Origin of the sequence: Yoonia sp. SS1-5, from assembly GCF_038443705.2 — a bacterium.
GTDB lineage: Bacteria > Pseudomonadota > Alphaproteobacteria > Rhodobacterales > Rhodobacteraceae > Yoonia > Yoonia rhodophyticola.
Map to the genome: position 1 here is coordinate 3074722 of NZ_CP151767.2, position 21773 is coordinate 3096494.

Annotated in this window: 25 protein-coding genes and 1 pseudogene; 12 read left to right on the forward strand and 14 right to left on the reverse strand. The window is 58.3% G+C overall.

The window, feature by feature from the left end; genetic code table 11:
• Positions 1 to 11 precede the first annotated feature (11 nt).
• Positions 12 to 740: a DUF4386 domain-containing protein gene (locus tag AABB31_RS16650; RefSeq protein ID WP_373635037.1), complete on the reverse strand. Its 729-nt coding sequence runs from the start codon at positions 738 to 740 to the stop codon at positions 12 to 14.
• Between the two features lie 136 nt (positions 741 to 876).
• Here AABB31_RS16650 and AABB31_RS16655 point away from each other — a divergent pair, with 136 nt between their 5' ends.
• From AABB31_RS16655 to AABB31_RS16665, 3 genes are all read left to right on the forward strand, one after another.
• Positions 877 to 1776: a LysR family transcriptional regulator gene (locus AABB31_RS16655; protein ID WP_373635813.1), complete on the forward strand. Its 900-nt coding sequence runs from the start codon at positions 877 to 879 to the stop codon at positions 1774 to 1776.
• Positions 1777 to 1885: 109 nt separating this feature from the next.
• Positions 1886 to 2251, forward strand: coding sequence for a glycine zipper family protein (locus tag AABB31_RS16660; protein WP_342077088.1), 366 nt, complete (start codon positions 1886 to 1888; stop codon positions 2249 to 2251).
• A gap of 184 nt (positions 2252 to 2435) precedes the next feature.
• A complete protein-coding gene (locus tag AABB31_RS16665; protein ID WP_342077087.1) occupies positions 2436 to 2813 on the forward strand; it encodes a hypothetical protein in 378 nt (125 codons plus the stop codon).
• A gap of 10 nt (positions 2814 to 2823) precedes the next feature.
• On the opposite strand, the gene AABB31_RS16670 is transcribed toward AABB31_RS16665, so the two are convergent.
• Entirely contained in the window at positions 2824 to 3852 is a 1029-nt protein-coding gene (locus AABB31_RS16670) for an AraC family transcriptional regulator ligand-binding domain-containing protein (protein ID WP_342077086.1), read from the reverse strand.
• Between the two features lie 126 nt (positions 3853 to 3978).
• Here AABB31_RS16670 and AABB31_RS16675 point away from each other — a divergent pair, with 126 nt between their 5' ends.
• Entirely contained in the window at positions 3979 to 4680 is a 702-nt protein-coding gene (locus AABB31_RS16675) for a hypothetical protein (protein WP_342077085.1), read from the forward strand.
• A 42-nt stretch (positions 4681 to 4722) separates the two neighbouring features.
• On the opposite strand, the gene AABB31_RS16680 is transcribed toward AABB31_RS16675, so the two are convergent.
• The 7 genes from AABB31_RS16680 to AABB31_RS16710 form a co-directional block, all read right to left on the reverse strand.
• Positions 4723 to 5214 carry an anthrone oxygenase family protein gene (locus tag AABB31_RS16680; protein ID WP_342077084.1) on the reverse strand — a complete coding sequence of 164 codons (492 nt, stop codon included), beginning with the start codon at positions 5212 to 5214 and terminating at the stop codon, positions 4723 to 4725.
• Between the two features lie 62 nt (positions 5215 to 5276).
• Complete coding sequence (locus AABB31_RS16685; protein ID WP_342077083.1) at positions 5277 to 6326, reverse strand: MBL fold metallo-hydrolase; 1050 nt, start codon at positions 6324 to 6326, stop codon at positions 5277 to 5279.
• Positions 6327 to 6418: 92 nt separating this feature from the next.
• Complete coding sequence (locus AABB31_RS16690; protein ID WP_373635038.1) at positions 6419 to 7420, reverse strand: AraC family transcriptional regulator; 1002 nt, start codon at positions 7418 to 7420, stop codon at positions 6419 to 6421.
• 61 nt (positions 7421 to 7481) lie between these two features.
• Positions 7482 to 8054 carry a cob(I)yrinic acid a,c-diamide adenosyltransferase gene (locus AABB31_RS16695; protein WP_342077082.1) on the reverse strand — a complete coding sequence of 191 codons (573 nt, stop codon included), beginning with the start codon at positions 8052 to 8054 and terminating at the stop codon, positions 7482 to 7484.
• Positions 8055 to 8058: 4 nt separating this feature from the next.
• Entirely contained in the window at positions 8059 to 8265 is a 207-nt protein-coding gene (locus AABB31_RS16700; protein WP_342077081.1) for a twin transmembrane helix small protein, read from the reverse strand.
• A 59-nt stretch (positions 8266 to 8324) separates the two neighbouring features.
• The gene (locus tag AABB31_RS16705; protein WP_342077080.1) at positions 8325 to 9152 is read right to left on the reverse strand and encodes an SDR family NAD(P)-dependent oxidoreductase; all 828 of its coding nucleotides are present in this window, start codon (positions 9150 to 9152) and stop codon (positions 8325 to 8327) included.
• A 41-nt stretch (positions 9153 to 9193) separates the two neighbouring features.
• Positions 9194 to 9694, reverse strand: coding sequence for an SH3 domain-containing protein (locus AABB31_RS16710; protein WP_342077079.1), 501 nt, complete (start codon positions 9692 to 9694; stop codon positions 9194 to 9196).
• 132 nt (positions 9695 to 9826) lie between these two features.
• On the opposite strand from AABB31_RS16710, the gene AABB31_RS16715 reads away from it, so the two are divergent.
• The 5 genes from AABB31_RS16715 (at position 9827) to AABB31_RS16735 (ending at position 16453) form a co-directional block, all read left to right on the forward strand.
• Positions 9827 to 12136 carry a DNA topoisomerase IV subunit A gene (locus AABB31_RS16715; protein WP_342077078.1) on the forward strand — a complete coding sequence of 770 codons (2310 nt, stop codon included), beginning with the start codon at positions 9827 to 9829 and terminating at the stop codon, positions 12134 to 12136.
• An 86-nt stretch (positions 12137 to 12222) separates the two neighbouring features.
• Positions 12223 to 12591: a hypothetical protein gene (locus tag AABB31_RS16720; protein ID WP_342077077.1), complete on the forward strand. Its 369-nt coding sequence runs from the start codon at positions 12223 to 12225 to the stop codon at positions 12589 to 12591.
• A 41-nt stretch (positions 12592 to 12632) separates the two neighbouring features.
• Positions 12633 to 13940: a PepSY domain-containing protein gene (locus AABB31_RS16725; protein WP_342077076.1), complete on the forward strand. Its 1308-nt coding sequence runs from the start codon at positions 12633 to 12635 to the stop codon at positions 13938 to 13940.
• Between the two features lie 131 nt (positions 13941 to 14071).
• A complete protein-coding gene (locus AABB31_RS16730) occupies positions 14072 to 15952 on the forward strand; it encodes a PhoX family phosphatase (protein WP_342077075.1) in 1881 nt (626 codons plus the stop codon).
• A gap of 210 nt (positions 15953 to 16162) precedes the next feature.
• Complete coding sequence (locus AABB31_RS16735) at positions 16163 to 16453, forward strand: hypothetical protein (RefSeq protein ID WP_342077074.1); 291 nt, start codon at positions 16163 to 16165, stop codon at positions 16451 to 16453.
• A 26-nt stretch (positions 16454 to 16479) separates the two neighbouring features.
• Here AABB31_RS16735 and AABB31_RS16740 read toward each other — a convergent pair whose 3' ends face one another.
• The 5 genes from AABB31_RS16740 to AABB31_RS16760 form a co-directional block, all read right to left on the reverse strand.
• Positions 16480 to 17145, reverse strand: coding sequence for a L,D-transpeptidase (locus AABB31_RS16740; RefSeq protein ID WP_342077073.1), 666 nt, complete (start codon positions 17143 to 17145; stop codon positions 16480 to 16482).
• A 128-nt stretch (positions 17146 to 17273) separates the two neighbouring features.
• Complete coding sequence (locus AABB31_RS16745) at positions 17274 to 17645, reverse strand: VOC family protein (RefSeq protein ID WP_342077072.1); 372 nt, start codon at positions 17643 to 17645, stop codon at positions 17274 to 17276.
• Positions 17646 to 17689: 44 nt separating this feature from the next.
• Entirely contained in the window at positions 17690 to 18055 is a 366-nt protein-coding gene (locus AABB31_RS16750) for a hypothetical protein (protein ID WP_342077071.1), read from the reverse strand.
• Between the two features lie 15 nt (positions 18056 to 18070).
• Positions 18071 to 18925 carry a sigma-70 family RNA polymerase sigma factor gene (locus AABB31_RS16755; protein ID WP_342077070.1) on the reverse strand — a complete coding sequence of 285 codons (855 nt, stop codon included), beginning with the start codon at positions 18923 to 18925 and terminating at the stop codon, positions 18071 to 18073.
• A gap of 6 nt (positions 18926 to 18931) precedes the next feature.
• Positions 18932 to 19285 carry a YciI family protein gene (locus AABB31_RS16760; protein ID WP_342077069.1) on the reverse strand — a complete coding sequence of 118 codons (354 nt, stop codon included), beginning with the start codon at positions 19283 to 19285 and terminating at the stop codon, positions 18932 to 18934.
• A gap of 209 nt (positions 19286 to 19494) precedes the next feature.
• Between AABB31_RS16760 and tuf the strand changes: the two genes are divergently transcribed.
• The 3 genes and pseudogenes from tuf to rpsJ form a co-directional block, all read left to right on the forward strand.
• Positions 19495 to 20670, forward strand: coding sequence for an elongation factor Tu (gene tuf, locus AABB31_RS16765; RefSeq protein ID WP_342077052.1), 1176 nt, complete (start codon positions 19495 to 19497; stop codon positions 20668 to 20670).
• A 382-nt stretch (positions 20671 to 21052) separates the two neighbouring features.
• Positions 21053 to 21307, forward strand: a complete 255-nt coding sequence (locus AABB31_RS16770; protein WP_342077068.1) for a hypothetical protein — start codon at positions 21053 to 21055, stop codon at positions 21305 to 21307.
• Between the two features lie 264 nt (positions 21308 to 21571).
• Positions 21572 to 21673, forward strand: a pseudogene (rpsJ, locus tag AABB31_RS16775) (30S ribosomal protein S10); the annotation flags it as partial.
• Positions 21674 to 21773 lie beyond the last annotated feature (100 nt).

The following is a 21773-nucleotide window of genomic DNA, read 5'->3' on the forward strand; positions in this document are numbered from 1 at the left end:
ATGATGCTCCTTCAGGCCGCTGCGGCCATTTGATTTTCGGATTTGCGTGTGGGTGCGCCGCCGCGAAAAAGAAGCCACAGGCCAAAGCTGACCTCGGACAATGTGACAACGACGAGCAATGCGATGATGATCTGGTCCAGCAGGGCAATGTCGGTAAACGTCAATTCGACCAGCCCCTGGATCAGATAGCCAAATGCCCCGACAAACAGACCCCAACCCAAAAAGTTTGGGACCGCGTCGGATTTGCAAACCAGCCAACCCAGTGCCAGCAGGTGTGCGCCAAAGAACAACTGCCAGACAAAGACGCCCATCGCATGCGCGTCAAAGCAGAACTGCGCGAGTATGTGCGGTTGATCTGAGGAAAAGGCCTCGGGGCCGGTCAGGACGATATAGCTCATCACCCAGAACAGCAGGTTGACGCCCATGATGACGATCATGCCCGCCCGTGAGAGCAGGGCAACCATGGCCATCGTTGGGCTGGTTTGTCGGAACAGGTGATAGAGGATGACGGTAATCGCCAATTCGAACAGGATCACCGCGCTATCGGCAAGAACGCCGAGGCGAAACAGCCCCTGGTTGGCCAGAAGATTTGCGGCAGAAGCCGCCGGATCGCCTGCGACGACAATCTGCATCGGGACGTACCCGATACTGAAACCGCCACAAATGGCGATGGCAAGATAAAGACCGCCCGCAGCTCGCGCTGCGCTGGGGTCCCATTGGGTCTGCATTTGATGTGTCATTTCCAATCCTTTTTCTGTTGGGCCGCGCGATCCGCACAAGCACTGCCGATGCCGCGGCTGGGTTTCCGTTGCGGTACTGCGACCGGTCTAACGCGGATGGAAAATCATGCGAATTGACCAAATTTTCAGATTTGATATGCAGATATGCATGGATTGGAGAGCGGTGAAATTTGACTGGAACAAAGCCCGCGCCTTTCTTGTGACAGCGGAAGAGGGGTCTCTTTCTGCAGCCGCGCGTGCATTGGGCATGGCGCAGCCAACTTTGGGCCGGCAGGTCGACGGGTTGGAGCAGGAGTTGGGCATCGCCTTGTTCGAAAGGGTTGGCCGTGGCCTGACGCTGACCCCCAGCGGGATCGAATTGTTGGCCCATGTCCGCGAAATGGGCGCGGCGGCAGGCCGCGTGTCGCTCAGCGCCCTTGGCCAATCCCAGGCGCTGGAAGGCAATATCAGCATCTCGGCAAGCGAGACTTATGCGGCCGTCCTTCTGCCGCCGATTGTCACCCGGCTGCGCGAGGCTGAACCTGGCATTCAGGTTGAGATCGTTGTTGCCAATCACGCCAGCAATCTGTTGCGCCGCGAGGCGGATATCGCCATCCGAAACTTTCGCCCGACAGAGCCTGATCTGGTCGCCAAGAAAGTTGGCACCGCAGACGCGGTGCTTTACGCAACCCCTGACTATCTGCGCCGTCTGGGGTACCCGGCCACACCTTATGACCTGCGCCATGCGAGTTTTGTGAACATGGACCGGTCGGGGGGAATGATCAAAGGATTGAACAGTCTCGGCCTCGGGCTGACCGAAGCAAATTTCCCGATCCTGACCGAAAGCTATATCGTCATGTGGGAACTGGTGAAACAGGGTGCGGCCATCGGCATATTGGACGCGCTTATTGGCGACGCAGAGCCGGGTGTCGTCCGGGTTTTACCCGATCTTGAACCGCTAACCTTTCCGATCTGGCTGGTTGCCCATCGCGACGTGACAACCAGCCGCCGGATTCGCCGTGTCTATGACTTTCTTGCGGATGCATTACATCGCTAAGCAGCGTTTGGGACGCCCGGTCTATCCATTGCAACCAACGGTCATGTCGGTGCGCCCCCCTACATTCTAAATCGGTCCTGCACATGAAACATCATATTGTAGGTCCATCATGAAATTATTTTATATTCTCGCGCTATGTCCACTGATTGCAATCGCCGGATGCGCGGATAGCGGGGCCGCCTACACGCCGATCCTGGATGGTCCCCCGCAGCCCTCCTTCCAATCCGATCTGCAGGCCTGTCAGGGGCTTGCGCGCAATCAGTCGCAATTCGATCAGGAAACAGCGGCCGCCGCCGTGTTGGGCGGTGGGGTCGGTGCCTTGCTTGGCAGGTTCGATGATGACACGACCGTTGCCGAAGGGTTGGTCGGTGGTGTGCTTGCCGGTGGTGTCGCCGCCGCCGTCGACGCAAACGACCGGCGGGAGGCTATTGTCATGGCCTGTCTGAAGGGGCGCGGCCACCGTGTGGTGGGCTGATGAGGTTGGAAGTGACAAGCGGCGGTCATGCAGGTCGCATCGCGCCGCGGCCTAACCGGCGGCCTTGTCAAAGCGGGGTGAACCTGCCCGATACATTGCGGCATGATATGGGTCTGGCGGCGATGGTGCCGGTGATGTCCCGGGTCCCGCATTGGCAATTGTGCAATAGCAGATGGAGGTCCCCATGCCCGAGACTTTAGCCGCGATCCTGTATGCATGCCTTGTCGTGCCGCCCGCCATTGTTCAACTGGCTTTGGCGCTTGGGGCGCCTTGGGGCGTGTTGACCCTTGGTGGTCGCTGGCCCGGTGTGTTGCCCCCGGCGATACGCGGTATCGCCCTGTTGCAAATGATCATTCTGGCCGTGATGGCGTTTGTGGTTCTGGCCGATGCGCATGTGGTTGATGCGGTGGTGCCCGCCTGGGCCATCTGGGCCGTCGTCGGGCTGAGCATCCTGTCGGCCATTGGCAATCTGGCAACGCCGTCGCTCCCGGAACGACGCATGTGGGGGCCGGTGACTGTGTTGATGCTGATTGCATCGGTGATCGTTGCGGTCAGTGGCTAGGGTCAGGCCCCTAGGTCAGCGAATGCTGTTGGCCACGATACTGGACCGGTGTCATACCGGTCCATCGCCGAAAGGCACGCACAAAGGATGAGGCCTCGGAAAATCCAACCAGATATGCGGTTTCATTCACCGATGCTTTGCGGGCAGACAGGTAGTCCGAGGCCATCCGGCACCGCAGATCATCCAGTATCTGCGCAAAGGTCACGCCCTCATCTTTCAGACGCCGATAGAGCGTTTGCCGGCTCATCCCCAAATCGCGCGCCACCGTGTCGATCTTGACCTCGCCCTTGTGCAATTCGGGCAGGACAAGCGCCTCGATACGTGCGCGCAGGCTGTCTTCGGTTTCCAGCCGGGCCAGCAAGGCATCCGCCCGTTCGGCGTAGATACCAAAAACATAGCCGATGTGATCATCGAACTCCTGTTCGAGCCATTCCGAACCAATCAGCATCGCGTTGCGCTGGGCATTGAACGTCACTGGGCAGCGCAGAACCCGTTCATAGGCCTCGGCATAGGATGGGGCTGGATGCGTCACCTCGATTGCCAATGCAAACGGATGGTCGGGGAATTCGCGGGAAAACTCGCTAACGAAACGACCGTAATTCGCCTCGGTCAATTCGGGAAAGCTGTTCGGATCGGGGCGGTTATCCACAACCCAGACGCCTTCGGCGCAAGGCTCCATGCTGAAACGCTCGCCACTATCCATCACGTCAACTTCGACCATCAGCTTGGCATAGCGGTTCAGCTGCACCATTGAATCGGCCATGGATTTCGCGCTGTGCACGATCAGCCCCACCACCGAGATTTGCCGCAATTCGGTATCCATCGCGTGGTGCAGCACAAATGCAGGATCGCCCGTGGCATCCTTGGCCGCCAAGATCAGGGTGCGATAGGTTTCAAGCGGCAGCCGATCATCCTGATCGACGATGGCTGCTTCGGTCAGGCCCGCGGCAGATAGCAAAGCTACCCGATCCGCGCCCTTGCGTTCGGCATAGTCGATATAGGTTCTGGCTAGTCCGGCCGCGACAGTCAGCACTTTCATAGCTGCAATTTTGCCCAAACTGAGCCCGCAGGACAAGCGATTGATACCAACGGTCATGTGGGCCGAGGCGTAAACCATGTATTGTTGCACCCATTAAGACTGATACGAGATTTGAAAGGGTGAAAGATGAAAGATCCACGATTTTGGGGCGGCACGGCGGCATTCGTCTGCGCAGGCACATATATTTTCGGCTTTGTGGTGTTGCTGACTTTACTGGCCCCGTCAGGATATGGGGCCAACGATGCCGATCCGGCAGCGATTGCCGCCTTCATTGCCGAAAATACCGGGCTGATGATCATTTGGAACCTGGCCATCTACGTGGTCAACGGGTTGGCGCTTGCAGCACTTGCCGTCACATTGGGGATGTATTTTGCCGGTACATCACCGCATCTGGCACAGATGGTCCGCAGTTTTGGCATGCTTTGGGCCACATTGGTGGTCGGCGCGGGTATGGTCGCCAATGTTGGCATTGCAGCGGTAGCCGAAAAGTTCGCCACCGCCCCCGATGATGCCGTTCGCATCTGGGAAGTGATAAGCCTTGTGGAAAATGGTCTGGGCGGCGGGAACGAGATCGCGGGCAGCGTCTGGGCGATCCTGATTGCGATCGCTGCGATGGCCCTGCCGCGCCCACCCCGCGCGCTTGCGCTCTTTTCGGTAGTGATCGGCGTCAGCGGTCTGCTGACGATCATTCCGCAAACCGGCGAGCTACCCGGCGCAATCTTTGGCCTTGGTTATATTGTCTGGTTCATTTGGGTTGGCATCCTGCTGATCCGGGATGGTCGCCAGGCGCAAGCCGGCCGGCCCGTGTCGACAGCAGGTCTGGCCTAAGCGCGCAGGGCGGCGTGTTTTGCGCCGCCCTGCAAGGGCGTGTCATCTAACCAGCATCGGCAATGCCAGCAGCAAACAGACGGATGCCGCGACGCAGGCAATCGTGCGGATGCTGTTCCAATAGGTCCAGTTCGGCAGGTATACCTGATCCCAGTAGGCCTCTGTTCCCGCTGCATCCAGCGCCATTGCGCCCAGTGTTTCGTTCATCGGCACATTGAACCGGATCGTGACCCCGAAACATCCGATCAGGTAGATCAGACCGGCGCCCGTCACCAGATTGCCAGCCAGCCCGTTAAGATTGGTCACACTGTAGACAATCAGGACAAGCGATATCGGGGCCAGGCCCAGAAACAGGACCATGAAGACCCACCGAAACACCTCGCGGTTGATGATTTGCATGGCTTCGATGCCGCCCTTTTGCCCAGTCCGGCCAAGCGCGCGCATGATGAAATCGGAAAAGGCAAGAAAGACGCCCCCCACAGTCGCATATGAGATGAGGGCAATTTGGATAAGAACAAGAAACGTTACAGACATCTGATGATCCTCTTTGTTGGAGCCGCGCGGAGGGCGCCATTGGCTGACGCCGTCTGCCGGGTTCAGTGCATGATGGCGAATGTGACGATGGTGTCGCAGTGGCTGTCTGCCCAAAGGTCGACCACCGATAATTCGTCCTGCCACCGGTCAATGATCTGCCCGGCGCAATCGTCCCGGATCGTTTCCATTGCGTAGCGGTAGGCAAGATTGGGGTTCTCGAATGCAACGGCCTCAAGCGCCTCCATCATCCGGTCATTGAACGTGGGCATCAGCGCATACACCGTGTCACGCACGTCGAACGCATAGTCCCTGCTCTTGATGACATCATCGCGGGTCCCAAGAACAGAGACATGCCCCGACAGAAAGTGGGTGAAGTCGTAAGACAGGAATGTCTCGAAATTGGCCAGATAGCCGCTGATATCGGCTGTTGCGCCGAAATTCTTGAACGGCGCCTCGCCGGGTGTGATCGTATCAATGGCCATGAGGAACTTTTGGTCCGGCAGATAGATCAGCGTGTCCACATCTTCGGCATGGAAATCCGCAGTCTGCAAGTTGATCGCAAGACCGCCAATGTTCAATACCAGCGTATCAGCGAAGGTCCGTGTTGGGGTCAGCACGCCCTGCAAAGGATGGGCCGCCAACGTGTCTGCGACGGCCGCGGCGCTGATGACCTCCAGGTCGGGGATATCGGCAAAGGTGTAACCACCCCCATTGTGATCACTATGCCCGTGGCTCATGATCAGATGGGTAATGGGTTGGTCGGGAGCGACCAACGCTATGGCCTTGCGCAGATTGTCACCAAAGCTGGGCGGGGCGTCAAAGACGACAACGCCGTCATCCGTGATGGCGAATGCGGACTGGTAGACCAGATCTGTGACAAAGAACAAGCCGGGTTCAATTTCGCTGACATGAAGGCCAAACGCCGTGTTGATCTGCGCCGCCCGGGCGCGCATCTGGGGCAATTCGGGCGCAAAATTCAAAAAGCTGTTGGGGTGATCTGCCGATAGCGAAATTGCATTGGCCCGGTTAACGTCCGGGTCCATCGCAAAGGCCGCAGTTGCCGCGCAAAGAAGGCAGGCCGGTGTGATCAGCGTGGTGATAAGATTGTGCATGGGTGGTCTCCTTGGTTGATAACTGCACCAAGGGATAGAAGGCCGGACCGCATCGGTATTGCCCGTCGCCGCCAAAGCATTGACCGGGGCGGTCAGACCTGACCGCGTTCCTTACGAAAGTTGGCAGGGGTCACGCCCAGCCAGCGTTTGAATGCCCGATTAAACGAGCTTTGTTCCGCAAAGCCGGTCAGAAACGCAACCTCGGACAGGGAAAAGCGTGCGTCGCCAAGCATGCCGATGGCCAATTCCTTTCGGGTTGTTTCGGCCAGGGTTTGAAAGCTGACCCCGTCATCCGACAGCCTGCGATGCAAGGACCGGCTGCTCATCCCCAGCCGCCGCGCAATATCATCCATCTTGGGTTGCCCCTCGCTCAGCGATCGGGCGATCAGATCGCGGATCCGGTCCTGTAGCTGCGATTGGCTGGTGACTTGGGCCAGTTCCTGTTCCAGATGGGTGATCAGAAACTGCGTGATCCCCTGATCCCCAAGCTTGTTTGGCCGATCAAGGGATGCATTTGCGAAGATGATCCCGTCACGATCCGAATTGAAGATCACAGGGCAGTCAAAATAGTCCCGATGCTGCTGCAAGGTCGGGGGTGGTGCGTGGGTCAGATGGACCTCCTGTGCGCGCAACTGACCGTCTGGCGACACCTCGCGGCCAATGGCGATCGCGCTGGCAAGTGTCGCCTCGTTGGACAGGCGCATGCCCAACCGCCGCGGCCCATGCCGGTGCAGGTTGAACCAGGTCCCGGCATCTGTGCGCTCGGAAGAGTATTCAACAACATTTGTCCAAAGGCGCGCAAAGCGTGCGACACGCGCATAAGAGTCGCGCAGGGTTGGTGCCGCCTTGAAAGCAAGGCCCAATGCGCCGTAATCGTCACAACGCATCGACGCCCCCGTGCGCAGGGGCAGGGCGGTCGCGTCTGTTTCTGCCGCGATACGTTCCAGCAATTCGTAGTAAGCCGTTGCCGCAACCATCGCCTTGGGGTCAATGGTTGCATCGGCGGACAGCCCGACCGAGGCAAGCAGTTTCGCCTGATCGAGGGTCGATGCGGCTACCATCTTGCGCACAAAAAGTGAGGTCACAAAATCCATCGGCCGCATATTATCGGCGCGTGCGGCGCTGTCACCCTTGTCGTGGCTTTAACCGTCGCGGCTAGCGATTGGCGCCCGGCACCCACAGGACGTCGTTCTTGCCGTTATCATTGGCAATGCGCCCGGCCTGAAAGAACCAGTCGGACAGACGATTGAGGTATTTTACCGCTGGCGGGTTCACCGCCTCCATCGTGGCCAGCTCAACAGCCAGCCTTTCGGCCCGACGCGAAACAGTGCGGCACAGATGCAATTGCGCGGCCAGCGGTGATCCGCCCGGCAGGATGAAACTGCGCAGCGGCGCGACCAGTTTGGTCATTGCGTCAATCTCATCCTCAAGCCGCGAGACCTGCGCATCTGTCATGCGCAGCACCGGATATTCAGATTCCGCATCCTTTTCCATATCGGGTCGGCAAAGATCGGCGCCCAGATCAAAAAGGTCATTCTGGATCATTGCCAGTTGCGCATCCATCTGGCCATCCGCATGCAGCCGGGCGAGACCGACCGTGGCGTTGGTTTCATCAACAGTGCCGTAGGCGCAGACGCGCATTGCGTGTTTTGCCACGCGGCTGCCATTGCCAAGCGCGGTTTCGCCTGCATCGCCGGTCTTGGTGTAGATTTTGTTCAGTACAACCATTGGTTCAGGCCCCCTGCCTGCGAAGATAAACAAATAGCAGGATCAACAGGACCGCGATGAACTGCGCCCCGATCCGCCAGCGCATGATTTTGTTGGCGTTCTTGCGGTTAAACTCGCCGCCTTTGCCAAATGATCCGATACCCAAAAGCAGGATACCCAGCACAATCAGAACCGCGACAGCGACCAACCAAAACAGGGGATCATCAGCCATTTTTCATTTCCTTTATTCTTTGGATGTGAACCTAGCGGGGTCGCGCCTGAAGGAAACCCTTAGACGCGTGATACGACGGCATCCAGCAACCGGGTCGACATGATCCGCCGCAAAATTCCCATCAGGTATGTGGGGAACGTGATGTAGTACCGGGGTTTTGGTCTGTTCGCCGTCAGCGCGTGCAACAGTTTTTTGGTCACGGCACTTGCTGGCAATTCGAATTGGTCGGGGCCGCTGTCTTCGTAAAGCCGTTTGCGCAGAACACCATATTGCGACCGCCGGGCCGAGTTTTCCCAGTCAATCCACTTTTCAAAATGCGGGATCGCATTCTGACGGATCTTCGAGGTAACGGGGCCGGGTTCGACCAGAATAACCTTGATCGGGGTGTCCGCCATTTCGATCCGCAGCACGTCCGTCAGGCCTTCGAGCGCAAATTTGGTTGCCACATAGGCACCGCGCCAGCGCATCCCGACAATCCCCAGAACGGAGGAATTGTTGATGATCCGCCCATGCCCCTGTGCTCGCATCACCGGGATCACCAAACGTGTCAGCGCATGGTATCCAAACAGGTTGGCTTCGAAAATCTCGCGCAATGCTGCGACCGGCAGATCCTCGACCGCGCCGGGGCAGCCGTAGGCCCCGTTATTGAACAGCGCGTCCAGCGTGCCGCCGGTCGTTTCAAGGACTTCGGCAAGCCCGTTGGTGATGCTGTTTTCGTCGGCATAGTCGATCAGTGGGCTGTCAAAGCCTTCGGACTGCAATTGCGCGCAATCTTCGGGTTTGCGGCAGCTGGCAAACACGCGCCAGCCCGCACCGCGAAGCCCCTGTGCTGCGTCAAGGCCGATGCCGGACGAACATCCGGTGATCAATATCGTTTTCTGTGTCATCCTGCTGTCTTTGCCCAAAAGGACAGCAACAGCAAGGGCGCTTAACTATCGCTAAGCAGGCGCTTGGCCATCCAGCCGGTTTCGCCGCTATCTTGCAGGCGGACCTGTGCCCAACCATCGGCATTGACTTCGATAAGCTCTGCCGCAGTCCCGCGCGGCACGGTGGTCAGAACCGCGTAATCGGTGCTTGGCCCATCGCGCATATTCACCCAATCCGCAGCCACCTCGTAGATCACGGGTGTATCTTCGGTTTCAGGTTCCGGCGCGGCAACGGGTGTGGGTTCAACGATGTCCTGCTGCGGCGCGGCTTCGATCAGCGCGTCGGGCACGATCTCTGCACTTGCCAATTGGACATCTTCGACCGGTGCTGGCGCTGATGTGGCCAGTGCAGTTTCGGGCACCAGCGTAAAGGTATCCTCGGTCTTGGCCGGTTCACTGGCTGCGACCGCCTCGCGTGCCAGTGGCTCAAAATCGGCGCCGCCTGACAACTCGTAAAAACCCCAAAAAAGCACAAGGCTGGAAAAAATAATAAACTTAGGCATGAGAACCCCCCTCAACCACTTGTAAAGAATCATTAATTATCACGATTCGGTGTTCCCACCTACAACGTGTCATGGGAAATTTGGTTCCAACCCGCCTTTACGGCCAATTTTCCCGACGCTACACCAGCTTTCATGAGTGATGAGACAGATGCCGATCTGGGCCCAAATGACGTAACCGAAAGCCTGCGGCGCGCAATCGGCGATCGCTACCTGACCTATGCGTTGTCCACGATCATGCACCGGGCCTTGCCGGACGCCCGTGATGGGCTCAAACCGGTGCATCGCCGTATTCTTTATGCCATGTCGCGGCTTCGGCTGTCGCCAACAGGCGGTTTCTTGAAATCTGCGAAGATCAGTGGCGACACGATGGGTGATTTCCACCCGCACGGGGATGCGGCAATCTACGATGCGATGGCCCGCCTCGCGCAGGATTTCAACGTCCGCTACCCGCTGGTCGACGGGCAGGGGAACTTTGGCAATATCGACGGTGATAACCCGGCTGCGTCGCGCTATACCGAGGCACGGATGACCGCAGCGGCCGAGGCGTTGCTGGAAGGCCTGTCCGAGGATGCCGTTGATTTCCGTGACAATTACGATGGCAGGCTGACCGAACCTGCCGTTCTGCCCGCAACCTTTCCGAACCTTCTGGCGAATGGGTCTTCCGGCATTGCGGTTGGCATGGCGACCAACATCCCACCCCATAACCTGCACGAGTTGATTGATGCCTGCCTGCATCTGATCAAGGCCCCGAACGCGCGGGACGAGACCCTGTTAGAGATCATCCCCGGCCCGGATTTTCCAACCGGCGGGACAATTGTCGAACCGCGCGAGAATATCGCAGAGGCCTATCGCACCGGGCGCGGCTCCTTCCGGCTGCGCGCAAAATGGGAGGTCGAGGATCTGGGCCGCGGGCAATGGCAGATTGTCGTTACCGAAATCCCCTATCAGGTGCAGAAATCCAAGCTGATCGAAAAGCTGGCCGAGGTGATCCAGACCAAGAAAGTGCCATTGCTGGCCGATGTGCGCGACGAAAGCGCGGACGATATTCGCGTGATCCTCGAACCTCGCGCCAAAACGGTCGACCCCGAGGTCATGATGGGGATGCTGTTCCGGAACTCCGATCTGGAAACCCGGTTCAGCCTGAATATGAACGTGCTGATTGACGGGCTGACCCCCAAGGTCTGTTCGCTCAAGGAAGTGCTGCGCGCCTTCCTTGACCACCGGCGCGATGTGCTGATCCGGCGCAGCAGGTATCGGCTGGAAAAAATTGATCACAGGCTGGAAGTGCTCGAAGGTTTTATCATCGCCTTCCTGCATCTGGATCGCGTGATTGATATCATCCGCTACGATGACGACCCCAAACAGGCGTTGATGGTCGAAGACTGGGCCAAGGATCACGTGCGGGCCACGTCCGAAAAAGACTATGCGTCCCCGATCATCCCCGGCGCCGACCCCGAGGTGGCGCTGTCCGAAATCCAGGCCGAGGCGATCTTGAACATGCGCTTGCGCAGCCTGCGACGGCTGGAAGAGTTGGAGCTGATCGCCGAACGCGATGCGCTGATGGAAGAACGCGCGGGTATCGAGGACCTGCTGGAAAGCGACGATCTGCAATGGGCAAAGATCGCCGAGCAGTTGCGCGAAACCCGCAAGATATTTGGCCGCGACAGTGCCGGCGGTGCGCGCCGCACCCAGTTTGCCGAGGCTGCCGAAGTGGTCGAGGTTCCGCTGGAAGCCATGATCGAACGCGAGCCGATTACGGTGGTCTGTTCCAGGATGGGCTGGGTCCGTGCCATGACCGGGCATATCGACCTGACCCGCGAGTTGAAGTTCAAGGATGGGGACGGCCCGCGGTTTATCTTTCACGCCGAAACCACGGATCGGTTGCTGGTCTTTGGGGCCAATGGCCGCTTCTACACGGTCAGTGCCGCAAACCTGCCCGGCGGGCGCGGGATGGGCGAGCCCCTGCGCCTGATGATCGACCTGCCCAATGAGGCCGAGATCGTCGATATCCTGATCCATCAGCCGGGCGCCAAGATCCTTGTGGCCTCTGCCGAGGGGAATGGTTTTGTGGTCCCCGAAGATGACGTGCTGGCCCAAACGCGGACCGGCAAGCAGGTTCTGAATGTCGGTTCCGGCGTGGCGCAGGTGTGCCGCCGGGTCAGCGGGGATCATGTTGCCGTGGTTGGTGAAAACCGCAAGGTTCTGGTCTTTCCGCTGGACGAGTTGCCCGAGATGGGGCGCGGCAAAGGCGTGCGGCTGCAGAAATACAAGGATGGCGGGATGTCCGACGCCACCACCTTTGTATTGTCTGAAGGGCTTAGCTGGCTGGATCCGGCAGGCCGGACGCGGACAGAGACTGCATTGGACGAATGGGTGGGCAAGCGGGCCAGCGCCGGCCGCATGGCCCCGCGCGGCTTTCCACGTGACAATCGCTTCAATTGACGGATTGTTAACCAAACTTCCGCAATTTTTCAGATAGCGGGATCAATCAGGGATCACATGAGTCGCGTCAGGCAGCCTCTTACAGGATGATGTTATGTGGGCGTGGTCTGCGCCTCGCGCTGGTGTCGCTGATGGTTATCGCAATGCTGGCCCCGCGTGTGTCCGCGCTTGTCGTCGACATTCTGCCCGGTATGCAGAAGATGGTGATCTGCACCGGTGACGCGCTTGTCGTCTGGACGATTGGCCCCGACGGCACGCCGATAGAGGCGGTCGAAGTTGTCGAACACCCGTGCCTGATCGGCGAAGACGCCGTTTTTGCGGCGGCCGCAAGCGCGCGTTGGATGGCGCTGGCGCAGGACTATCAGAACCGTTTTGCCATTGTTGAAAGCCCTGCTGGATGCCCTGATCATCCGGTGGCGGTTGGCCCGGTGCGCGGCCCCCCTGTCGTTGTCTAAGAACACCTACTCGACAACTTTACCTATGACAGGAAAATCTGATGACTGATGCAACCGCATCGGCACCAGCCGCGTCTGAAAAGACTGCTGGCGGCGCCTTCTATCGCCTCGTTTGGAAATGGCATTTCCTTGCGTCTCTTTATGTTCTGCCGTTCATGGCCATGCTGGCCGTCACCGGCGGGATCTATCTTTACAAACCCCATATCGAAGAAGTGATTTATGCCGACCGGTTGAACGTCGCGGTCGGCCCGGAACGGCAAAGCTACGAGGCGCAGCTTGCAGCCTTGTCCAAAGTGGCGGATGTCACCCGCATTCGCGGCATCGAAACCGAGGACGCACCAGGCCGCGCGACGCTGGTGACCTATGATGATGCTGACAAGATACGAACCTATGCATGGATTGATCCCTACACGACCGAGGTTCTGGCGACCCAACCGCGTGACGAAACAGCGATGCGTGTTTTGCGCAAATTTCATGGCGAATTGCTGTTGGGGGATTTCGGGACAAAGTTTGTCGAACTGGCCGCGCATTGGGCCATCGTGATGTTCGTCACAGGGATCTATCTATGGTGGCCCCGCGGGCAGCGCACGGTGAAAAAGGCATTCACGCCGCCCGCAGGTCGCGGTCGCAGCTTTTGGCGGGAAACGCATTTGTTTACCGGCTTTCTTGCGGCGGTCTTGGTGCTGCCGATTATCTTTGCAGGGTTGCCCTGGACCGATGTCTGGGGCGGTGGGCTGGGCATGATCCAGGAACGGACCGGCACCACGACCAAAAGTCTGCGATTTGGCGGGGATGTGCCCGGCTCTACCACTGCGGATGGCACGCCGATCAGCTATGACGCTGTGTTTGCCGTTGCAAAGGCCCAAGGTCTTGTCCCGCCCTACGAGACACGCCCGCCCCGCGACGCCGCAGCGGCCTATTGGGTCCGCTCGGCCAGCGTGAACCGGGCCGAGCAAACAGAATTGATTGTCGATCAGTATTCCGGCGCGGTCCTCAAACGGCACGACTTTGCGGATAACCCCGCGCTGGCTCGCGTGGTGTCACAAGGCATCTCATTTCATCAGGGCGAGCTTTACGGGTGGTTGAACCTGGCGCAAAATACCCTGGCCGTCATTCTGACCTTGATCTTATCCGTCTCCGGATTTGTCGCATGGTGGATGCGCCGCCCCGCCGGATCGCTGGGCGTGCCAGCGGCGCCGCAAGCCTCACTGGGTATCGGAATGATCGTGCTGGTTATCGGGCTGGGCATCCTGTTTCCATTGGTGGGCGCGTCGCTGATCGTCGCCTTGTGCCTTGATTGGCTGATCTTTCGCAGGCTAGGGTGGTTCCAAGGCCATCAGGCAAACTAGTCCCATTTGGGGGCGGCTTTTTCGCCGCCCCGCCGGACATGGTGACGCATTACAAGTACCTGTCATATAGCTGTTAAAAATTGTGCCTAACGGTCTCGGAGTGAATGAACGCCAGCAAGGGGGCCAGCACTATGAAAGATATTGATACTTACGATCTGTCCTGGGACGAATGGGATGAATTGCAGCGACCAGCTGCTGAAAACACGGATTTTGATGCCGTGGTTGAGGCCGCGATTTCGCGTCGCGGATTTCTGACCGGTGTTGTCGCCTACGGATCAGGTGCCGCCGTGATGGGCACAGGGCTATTGTCCGGCACATCCGCCGAGGCCCAGGCTGCCAGCCGTTTTGGATTTACCCCGATCCCGATCGCAACCGATGGGACGGTCCACGTCCCCGAGGGGTATACATGGCACACGGTCGCCAAATGGGGCGAGCCGCTGTTTTCGGACGCGGAACCGTTTAGCCAGGATACTGCCGTAGGCGTCGCCAGTTCCGACCGCGTGTTTGGCGAGAACACCGATGGGATGGAAGCCTTTGTCGTAGATGGCCGACAGGTGATTGCGGTCAATCATGAATATGTAAACACCCGGATCAACCTGCCACTGACCGAAGGCGAGACGACCAGCGCGGATGATGTTCTGACATTGCAGAACATGCAGGGTGTCACCGTGATGGAAGTGGCCGAAGGCGACGATGGCTGGGCCATTGTTGTTGATAGCGACCTGAACCGTCGGATCACGCATAACACCCCGATGACAATCGCAGGACCTGCCGCCGGTCACCCACTGCTGCAAACCGAAGCGGACCCTGTTGGCACAACGGCGCTGGGCACGATGAACAATTGCGGCGCCGGCAAGACCCCGTGGGGCACCTATCTGACTTGCGAAGAAAACTTTAACGGCTATTTCGGATCAACCGACGAGGCCTTTGAATTGCCCGAGGACTATGCCCGCTACGGCATCGGTGCCGAGGGGCGCTATGGCTATGAAAAGTTTGACCCGCGCTACGATGTCTCGAAGAACCCCAACGAGCCCCGGCGCTTTGGCTATATCGTAGAGATTGATCCGTCCGATCCGACATCCACCCCGATCAAGCACACCGCGCTGGGCCGGTTCAAGCACGAGAACGCAGCCGCCGTCATCGCACCGGATGGCCGTGTTGTCGTCTATATGGGCGATGATGAGCGTGGCGAGTTCATGTATAAATATGTCTCGAACGGGGTTTACACGCCCGGTGGTCCCACATCTGCCCTGCTGGATGATGGCCAGCTTTATGTCGCCAAATTCAACACCGACCTGACCGGTCAGTGGGTTGCGCTGACACCCGAGGCGACCGGCATGGAAGAGGCCGAGATCGCGATCTTCTCGCGTGTTGCGGCATCCAAGGTTGGGGCCACGACAATGGACCGTCCTGAGTGGGTCGCCGTGAACCCGGTCTCGGTCGAGGGCTATTGCTGCCTGACCAACAACCGCAATCGCGGCGTCAAGCCGAATGCAGGCGGTGACGATACCGCTGTCAACGGCCCTAACCCGCGCGCCGAGAACAACTATGGTCAGATTGTGCGCTGGTTCCCCAGCAATGATGACCACGGAGCCGATACGTTTACATGGGACCTGTATGTCATGGCGGGCAATCCAACCGTACATGATGATGCCTATGCAGGATCGGCCAATATCAACGAAGGCAACCTGTTCAATTCACCCGACGGGATGATGTTCGACAGCACAGGCTTGCTTTGGATCCAGACCGACGGTGATGACAGCAACGAAGAAGGCTTTGTCGGGATGGGCAACAACCAGATGTTGGCTGGCGACCCCGCAACCGGCCAGATTGAGCGTTTCCTGACCGGGCCAAACGGGTCAGAGGTGACAGGTCTGACATGGTCGGCGGATAAGCGGACAATGTTCGTGGGTATCCAGCACCCCGCCGCACCTTTCCCCGATGGTGAAGGCCAGCTTCCCCGTTCGTCGATCATCGCGGTCAAACGGGCCGACAACGCGATGGTTGGCTGATCAATCCTATCCTTGGGGCGGGCCGCATCTGGCCCGTCCCAGTTTTCTTTCAGGCGCAGTTGCCATCGCCAATTGCCGGTACTGCGACCAAGATGTCGCAGGTTTTGTCTTTCAGCGCCGTCAGGCTGGTATTTGCCCAAACGCTCGCCCAATCTGCATCCCGGGCCGCGACCGCATTCGCAGGCCCTGCAATACATGGGGGTGATCGGTGTGAGAGTTTCAGTCAGTATCTTGGTGGGCGCGGCGTTTCTGGTGACGGCCTGTAGCGATATTCTTCCGACCGGTTCTTCGCCCGATGAGGCTTTTATCAAGGAATTGCCTGAAGGCGTTGCCGCTATTGCGGCCCCAAATCAGGATTTACAGGCGGTCAAGATTGACCCCGCAGACGGATGTTATGTCTATCGCTATGCCGGACCTGTTGAGACAACCTTCCTGCCATTGCGCACGCAACAAGGGCGCCCTATCTGCGGGGCCAAACCGGAACCGCAGGCCGAGACCTGATTGACAGCGACCGGACGGACCGGTTGTCAGCTGGTTGATGCCAGTGCGCTCTCGGGCGCATAGAGGAAGGCGGTTGAACCCGTCGATACCTGCTCGTACAGCCCGTTGATATGAGCCATAACCATGCGCACGCAGCCAGAGCTTGCGCGCCCGCCGATGGATCGCGGGCTCGGCGTTCCGTGGATCCGCAGATAGGTGTCCCGGTTCCCAACATAGAGATACAGCGCCCTGGACCCCAAGGGGTTGCGGGGGCCGCCATCCATGCCGTCGGCATGTTGTTCGAAAAGCTCGGGCTCGCGTTCGATCATGTCGTCGGTTGGTCGCCACGTGGGCCATTTTGCCTTGCGCTTGATCGTGTAAGTGCCCGGCTCGTAAAGATTGCCCCGTGCGATGGCCACGCCATAGCGCATGGCCGTACCGTCTGCCCGGATGTGATAAAGATAGCGCGCCACGGCATCCACGTGGATGTCGCCGGGCCGCAGACCGTCATTGGCCTGCACCAATTGCGGCAGAAAGCGCGGGTGAAAACCCCAGGGGTTCGTTGTCGCAGGGTCATAATTTGCAGGCGTCACCTGCGCGTCCCAGCGCGCCCATTTAGAGCGGTCCGATACCGGGTTGGCGGCCACAGCCCCCGGAATGGGCGCCGAGAAGAGCGATGCAGTCGTGATGACAAAATGGCGTCGTGTTAACATGGAAACCGTATCCTTTTCAGACCCGCTGACTGTTTCAACGACTCAACGGTTAAGACACCAGAAGTGTCGCATCCCGATCCAATAACAATTTCGTGACCCTGACGCCAATCAATTGGTGCCGCAGGTCCCTAGCGGTGCTGATCGACCAGAACGGGATTTCCGTCAGGGTCCATGATGACAAAGCTGGCCGGCCCGGTTGTCGTCTCATCCGCCTCGCTGACGAAGGTGACACCATCTGCCTTCAGCCGCTTCTGAATATCGCGCACATCTTCGAAGTCTTCGACATTCTGTGCGTGTTGGTCCCATCCTGGATTGAAGGTCAGCGCGTTGGCCTCAAGAAACCCGCCGAACAAGCCCAGCACGGTTTCACCATTGCGAAGCATCAGCCAGCCCTGGGCTTCGTCACCACCGAAAGGTTCAAAGCCGAGCTTTGCATAAAAAGCCTTTGAAGCTGCAATGTCCTTCACATTCAAACTGATCGAAAAAGCACCTAGTTTCATGAGAGTCTCCCCGTTCAATATACTTCAGCCTACCCAAAAGCGGCTTAGTGAGAAAGCGCATCAAGCTTGCGTTGCAAAAACGCGCGGTTCGGGGCCTCATCAGTAAGTGCGATAGCGGTGACATAGCTTTCGCTTGCCGAAAACCTGTCGCCTGCGCGTTCCAACAGATCCGCGCGTGCGGTATGGTAAGGCTGATAGCCAGCTATCTGCGGGTCATCGGCGATGCTGTCGAGCAGTGCGATCGCGTGGGAGACCGAATGCGCATAGGACACCGCCATCGCCTGATTGATCCGAACGACTACGGACGGCTGTATCTGATACAGCAACGCATAAAGCGCTGAAATCTGTGGCCAATCCGTATCCTCCCATGTCGGGCTTTGGGCGTGTAGCCCGCTGATTGCGGCCTGCAACTGGTAAGGACCGACCTAACCAAGCGCCAGCGCATCTTTCAGGATCATGTCACCCTGTTTGATTTTGGACCGATCCCAGCGCGCCCGGTTCTGGTCAGCCAAAGCCACCATATCGCCGTCTGCATCAAGACGGGCCAAGCGCCGCGCGTCATGCATCAGCATTAGTGCCAACAAGCCCGCGACCTCGGGTTCATCTGGCATCAATTGGTGAAAGATGCGGGCCAGCCGGATAGCTTCGTCGTTCAAACGCGACTGACCAGATGTTGCTGTCGTGTAGCCTTCAGTGAAGATCAAATAAATCACTGCCAGCACGGCCTTCACCCGCTCGGGCAACATGTTCTGGTCGGGCACCTCGTATGGGATCTTGGCCGCTGCAATCTTGCGTTTGGCACGCACCAGGCGCTGGGCCATCGCCTCTGGCTTGTCAAGAAAGGCGGCGGCAATGGCATCGGTGGTCAGGCCGCCCAAGGTGCGCAAGGTCAGCGCCACTTGGGTCTTTTGTTCTAAAGCGGGGTGGCAGCAGGTGAAGATCATCTCCATCCGCTTGTCGGGTATCACCTGGGTGTCATCAGTTTGCGTGTGCGCGGCCTCTGCAAGCAGCGACAATTCCGGGATGCGCGCGGCAAAGCGCGCGTCCCGGCGCAATCGGTCATTGGCACGCCGGCGGGCCGTTGTGATCAGCCAAGCCGCAGGAGAGTTTGGCAGACCGGCGTCTGGCCAAACCTCCATGGCTTTTGCGATAGCGTCCTGCAGGCTATCCTCTGCAAGCTGCAGATCGCCAAGCGACTTGGTCAAAGCGGCCAATATGCGGCCCCACTCTTCCCGAACGACCGCCTCGATGGCTTGCGCAGTGGTCAGGTGAGGCAGCATTGGGGTTTAGCTATCCCAGACGACGACAGGGCGGATTTCGATCCGACCATAGGTGGCCGTCGGGATTTTGGCGGCCTTGGCGATGGCCTCATCAAGGTCTTTGCATTCCAGCAGGTAATAGCCGCCAAGCTGCTCTTTGGTTTCGGCAAACGGGCCGTCTGTGGTGATGGTTTTACCGTCGCGGACCGTCACCGTCGTTGCGGTGGCAATAGGTTGCAATGCGTCGGCATGGACCATCGCGCCGCTGTCACGCATCTCTGTGGTGTAGTCCTGATAGGCTTTCATGAAAGGACCAAATGCATCGGTCCCCGGCTGCGGTCCGGTTCCTTCGGCCGAATAGATAAGACACATATATTGCATGTTTCCGTCTCCTGTTATGCGGTCGGCGTGATTGCCTTCCTGCCTACCAGACGTCCGGGTTTTTCCAAAATCGACATCCATGGGGAAATTTTTTTCAGGCACCGCGCATGATGTACAGATGTGCTTGATTTCCCGGCCGATTCCAAATACATCGCCCGCGATGTTGGAACGGGCCGCTATGGCCCCTCAGAATTAAGGGCCCGCACGCTATGGCTAAGGCAAAGTTTGAACGCAATAAACCGCACGTTAACATTGGCACGATTGGCCACGTTGACCACGGGAAGACGACGCTGACAGCGGCGATCACGAAGTATTTTGGCGACTTCCAGGCCTATGACCAGATCGACGGCGCGCCCGAAGAAAAGGCCCGCGGGATCACGATCTCGACCGCTCACGTGGAATACGAGACCGAGTCGCGTCACTACGCCCATGTCGACTGCCCCGGCCACGCCGACTACGTCAAGAACATGATCACCGGTGCGGCGCAGATGGACGGCGCCATCCTGGTTGTGAACGCAGCCGACGGCCCGATGCCACAGACGCGCGAGCACATCCTGCTCGGCCGTCAGGTGGGCATCCCCTACATGGTCGTCTACATGAACAAAGTTGACCAGGTCGACGACGAAGAGCTGCTGGAACTGGTGGAAATGGAAATCCGCGAGCTTCTGTCCTCTTACGAATATCCTGGCGATGATATCCCTGTGATCCCTGGTTCGGCCCTGGCCGCCATGGAAGAGCGTGACGACAATATCGGCAAAGAATCCATCGAAAAGCTGATGGCCGCTGTTGATGAATACATCCCAACGCCTGCCCGTGCGGTTGACCTGCCATTCCTGATGCCAATCGAGGATGTGTTCTCGATTTCTGGCCGCGGGACAGTTGTAACCGGCCGTGTGGAACGTGGCGTGATCAATGTCGGTGACGAGATTGAAATCGTGGGTATCCGCGACACCAAGAAGACGACCTGCACAGGCGTTGAAATGTTCCGCAAGCTGCTGGACAGCGGCGAAGCTGGCGACAACATCGGTGCGTTGCTGCGCGGTGTTGACCGTGACGGTGTTGAGCGTGGTCAGATCCTGTGTAAGCCGGGTTCCGTCAAGCCACACACCAAGTTCGAAGCAGAAGCCTATATCCTGACCAAGGAAGAAGGCGGGCGTCACACGCCGTTCTTCGCGAACTACCGTCCACAGTTCTACTTCCGGACGACAGACGTGACCGGCACGGTTGAGCTGCCAGCGGGCACCGAAATGGTGATGCCGGGCGACAACCTGAAGTTCAACGTTGAGCTGATTGCGCCAATTGCGATGGAAGACGGTCTGCGTTTCGCGATCCGCGAAGGCGGCCGGACTGTTGGCGCGGGTGTTGTCTCCAAAATTGTAGAGTAAGCCACAGGCTTACTCACTATTCAGGAGCGGGAATGGCAGGCGTTTGCAAAGCAAATGCCGAGAACGCACCTGGTAGCAAATTGAACGCAACGCCGTTCCTGACGTGATCCGGGACCTCCCACAGTAACAAAGGCCGCCTCGAATGAGGCGGCCTTTTTGCATTGCGCTTGGTTAGCGGCGAAACGACCTTGGCGCTTCTCGGGACAGAGCCAGACAGACCGACACCGTAGGTTGGGCCTCGACCCATCATACCCAAACAAACAAGGTCACTTCGAACTGGGCGACTCTTAAGTGGTTCCTGATAATCAATTTGAATTGGTTTCTTGGTAGTCAATGTATGAATCACCGACTAAAAATACACGAAGTCGAAAAGGGAAATTAGATGAAACATTTTTTATGGTCTCTGGGTCTGCTAGCCGTGACTGCCGCATGTAGTAGCCAGCCATCTCCCGATATGCTTGTTCAAAATCGCGATGGAGACATGGTTACAGGTAAGTTCGGTTCAAACTGGACTGTTGAAGAGCTTCGAGGCGATGGGTTGGGTGCTGTTTGCGAAGCGGGTGAAACTGCAACTAATTTTGTCGCAGAACTTGCTCCAGATGGATCGGGATCATTTTCAGCGACCTGCACGCGTTAGTGCAATAGCTTAGCGCACCTCCGGCAGGACAACTCGTCGGAGTGCGCGCCAATGTGCATCGGTAATCAACCCAGTCCATTCCGGGCTATGGCGGTATTGGTTGATCACGCACTGTCCATTCATCCCGTTACGCCTCCCCCTACACGCCCGGTACCCAACGAGGACGCGCCGCGCGGGCCCTTTATGCGTTGGGCAAAAAAGACGCGATGAAGGGGCGGATGAGCCTCTATCCTACTCTCCGATTCAGGCCCCATCGAAAAGGTGATGCACCTGGCCGCTCCGCGCCAAAACATCCGTATCCGCCTTAAGGCGTCGGATTACCGAGTGCTTGATGCAGGCACGCAGGAAATCGTCAGCAACAGGCGCTTGCGTTCACGATACCAACGCTGACAAGAAACCCCGCGACAAGTTGCGACCAAACCCCCAATCCTTGTTTAAGTGAAATCTGCTTTGCCAAATTACATTC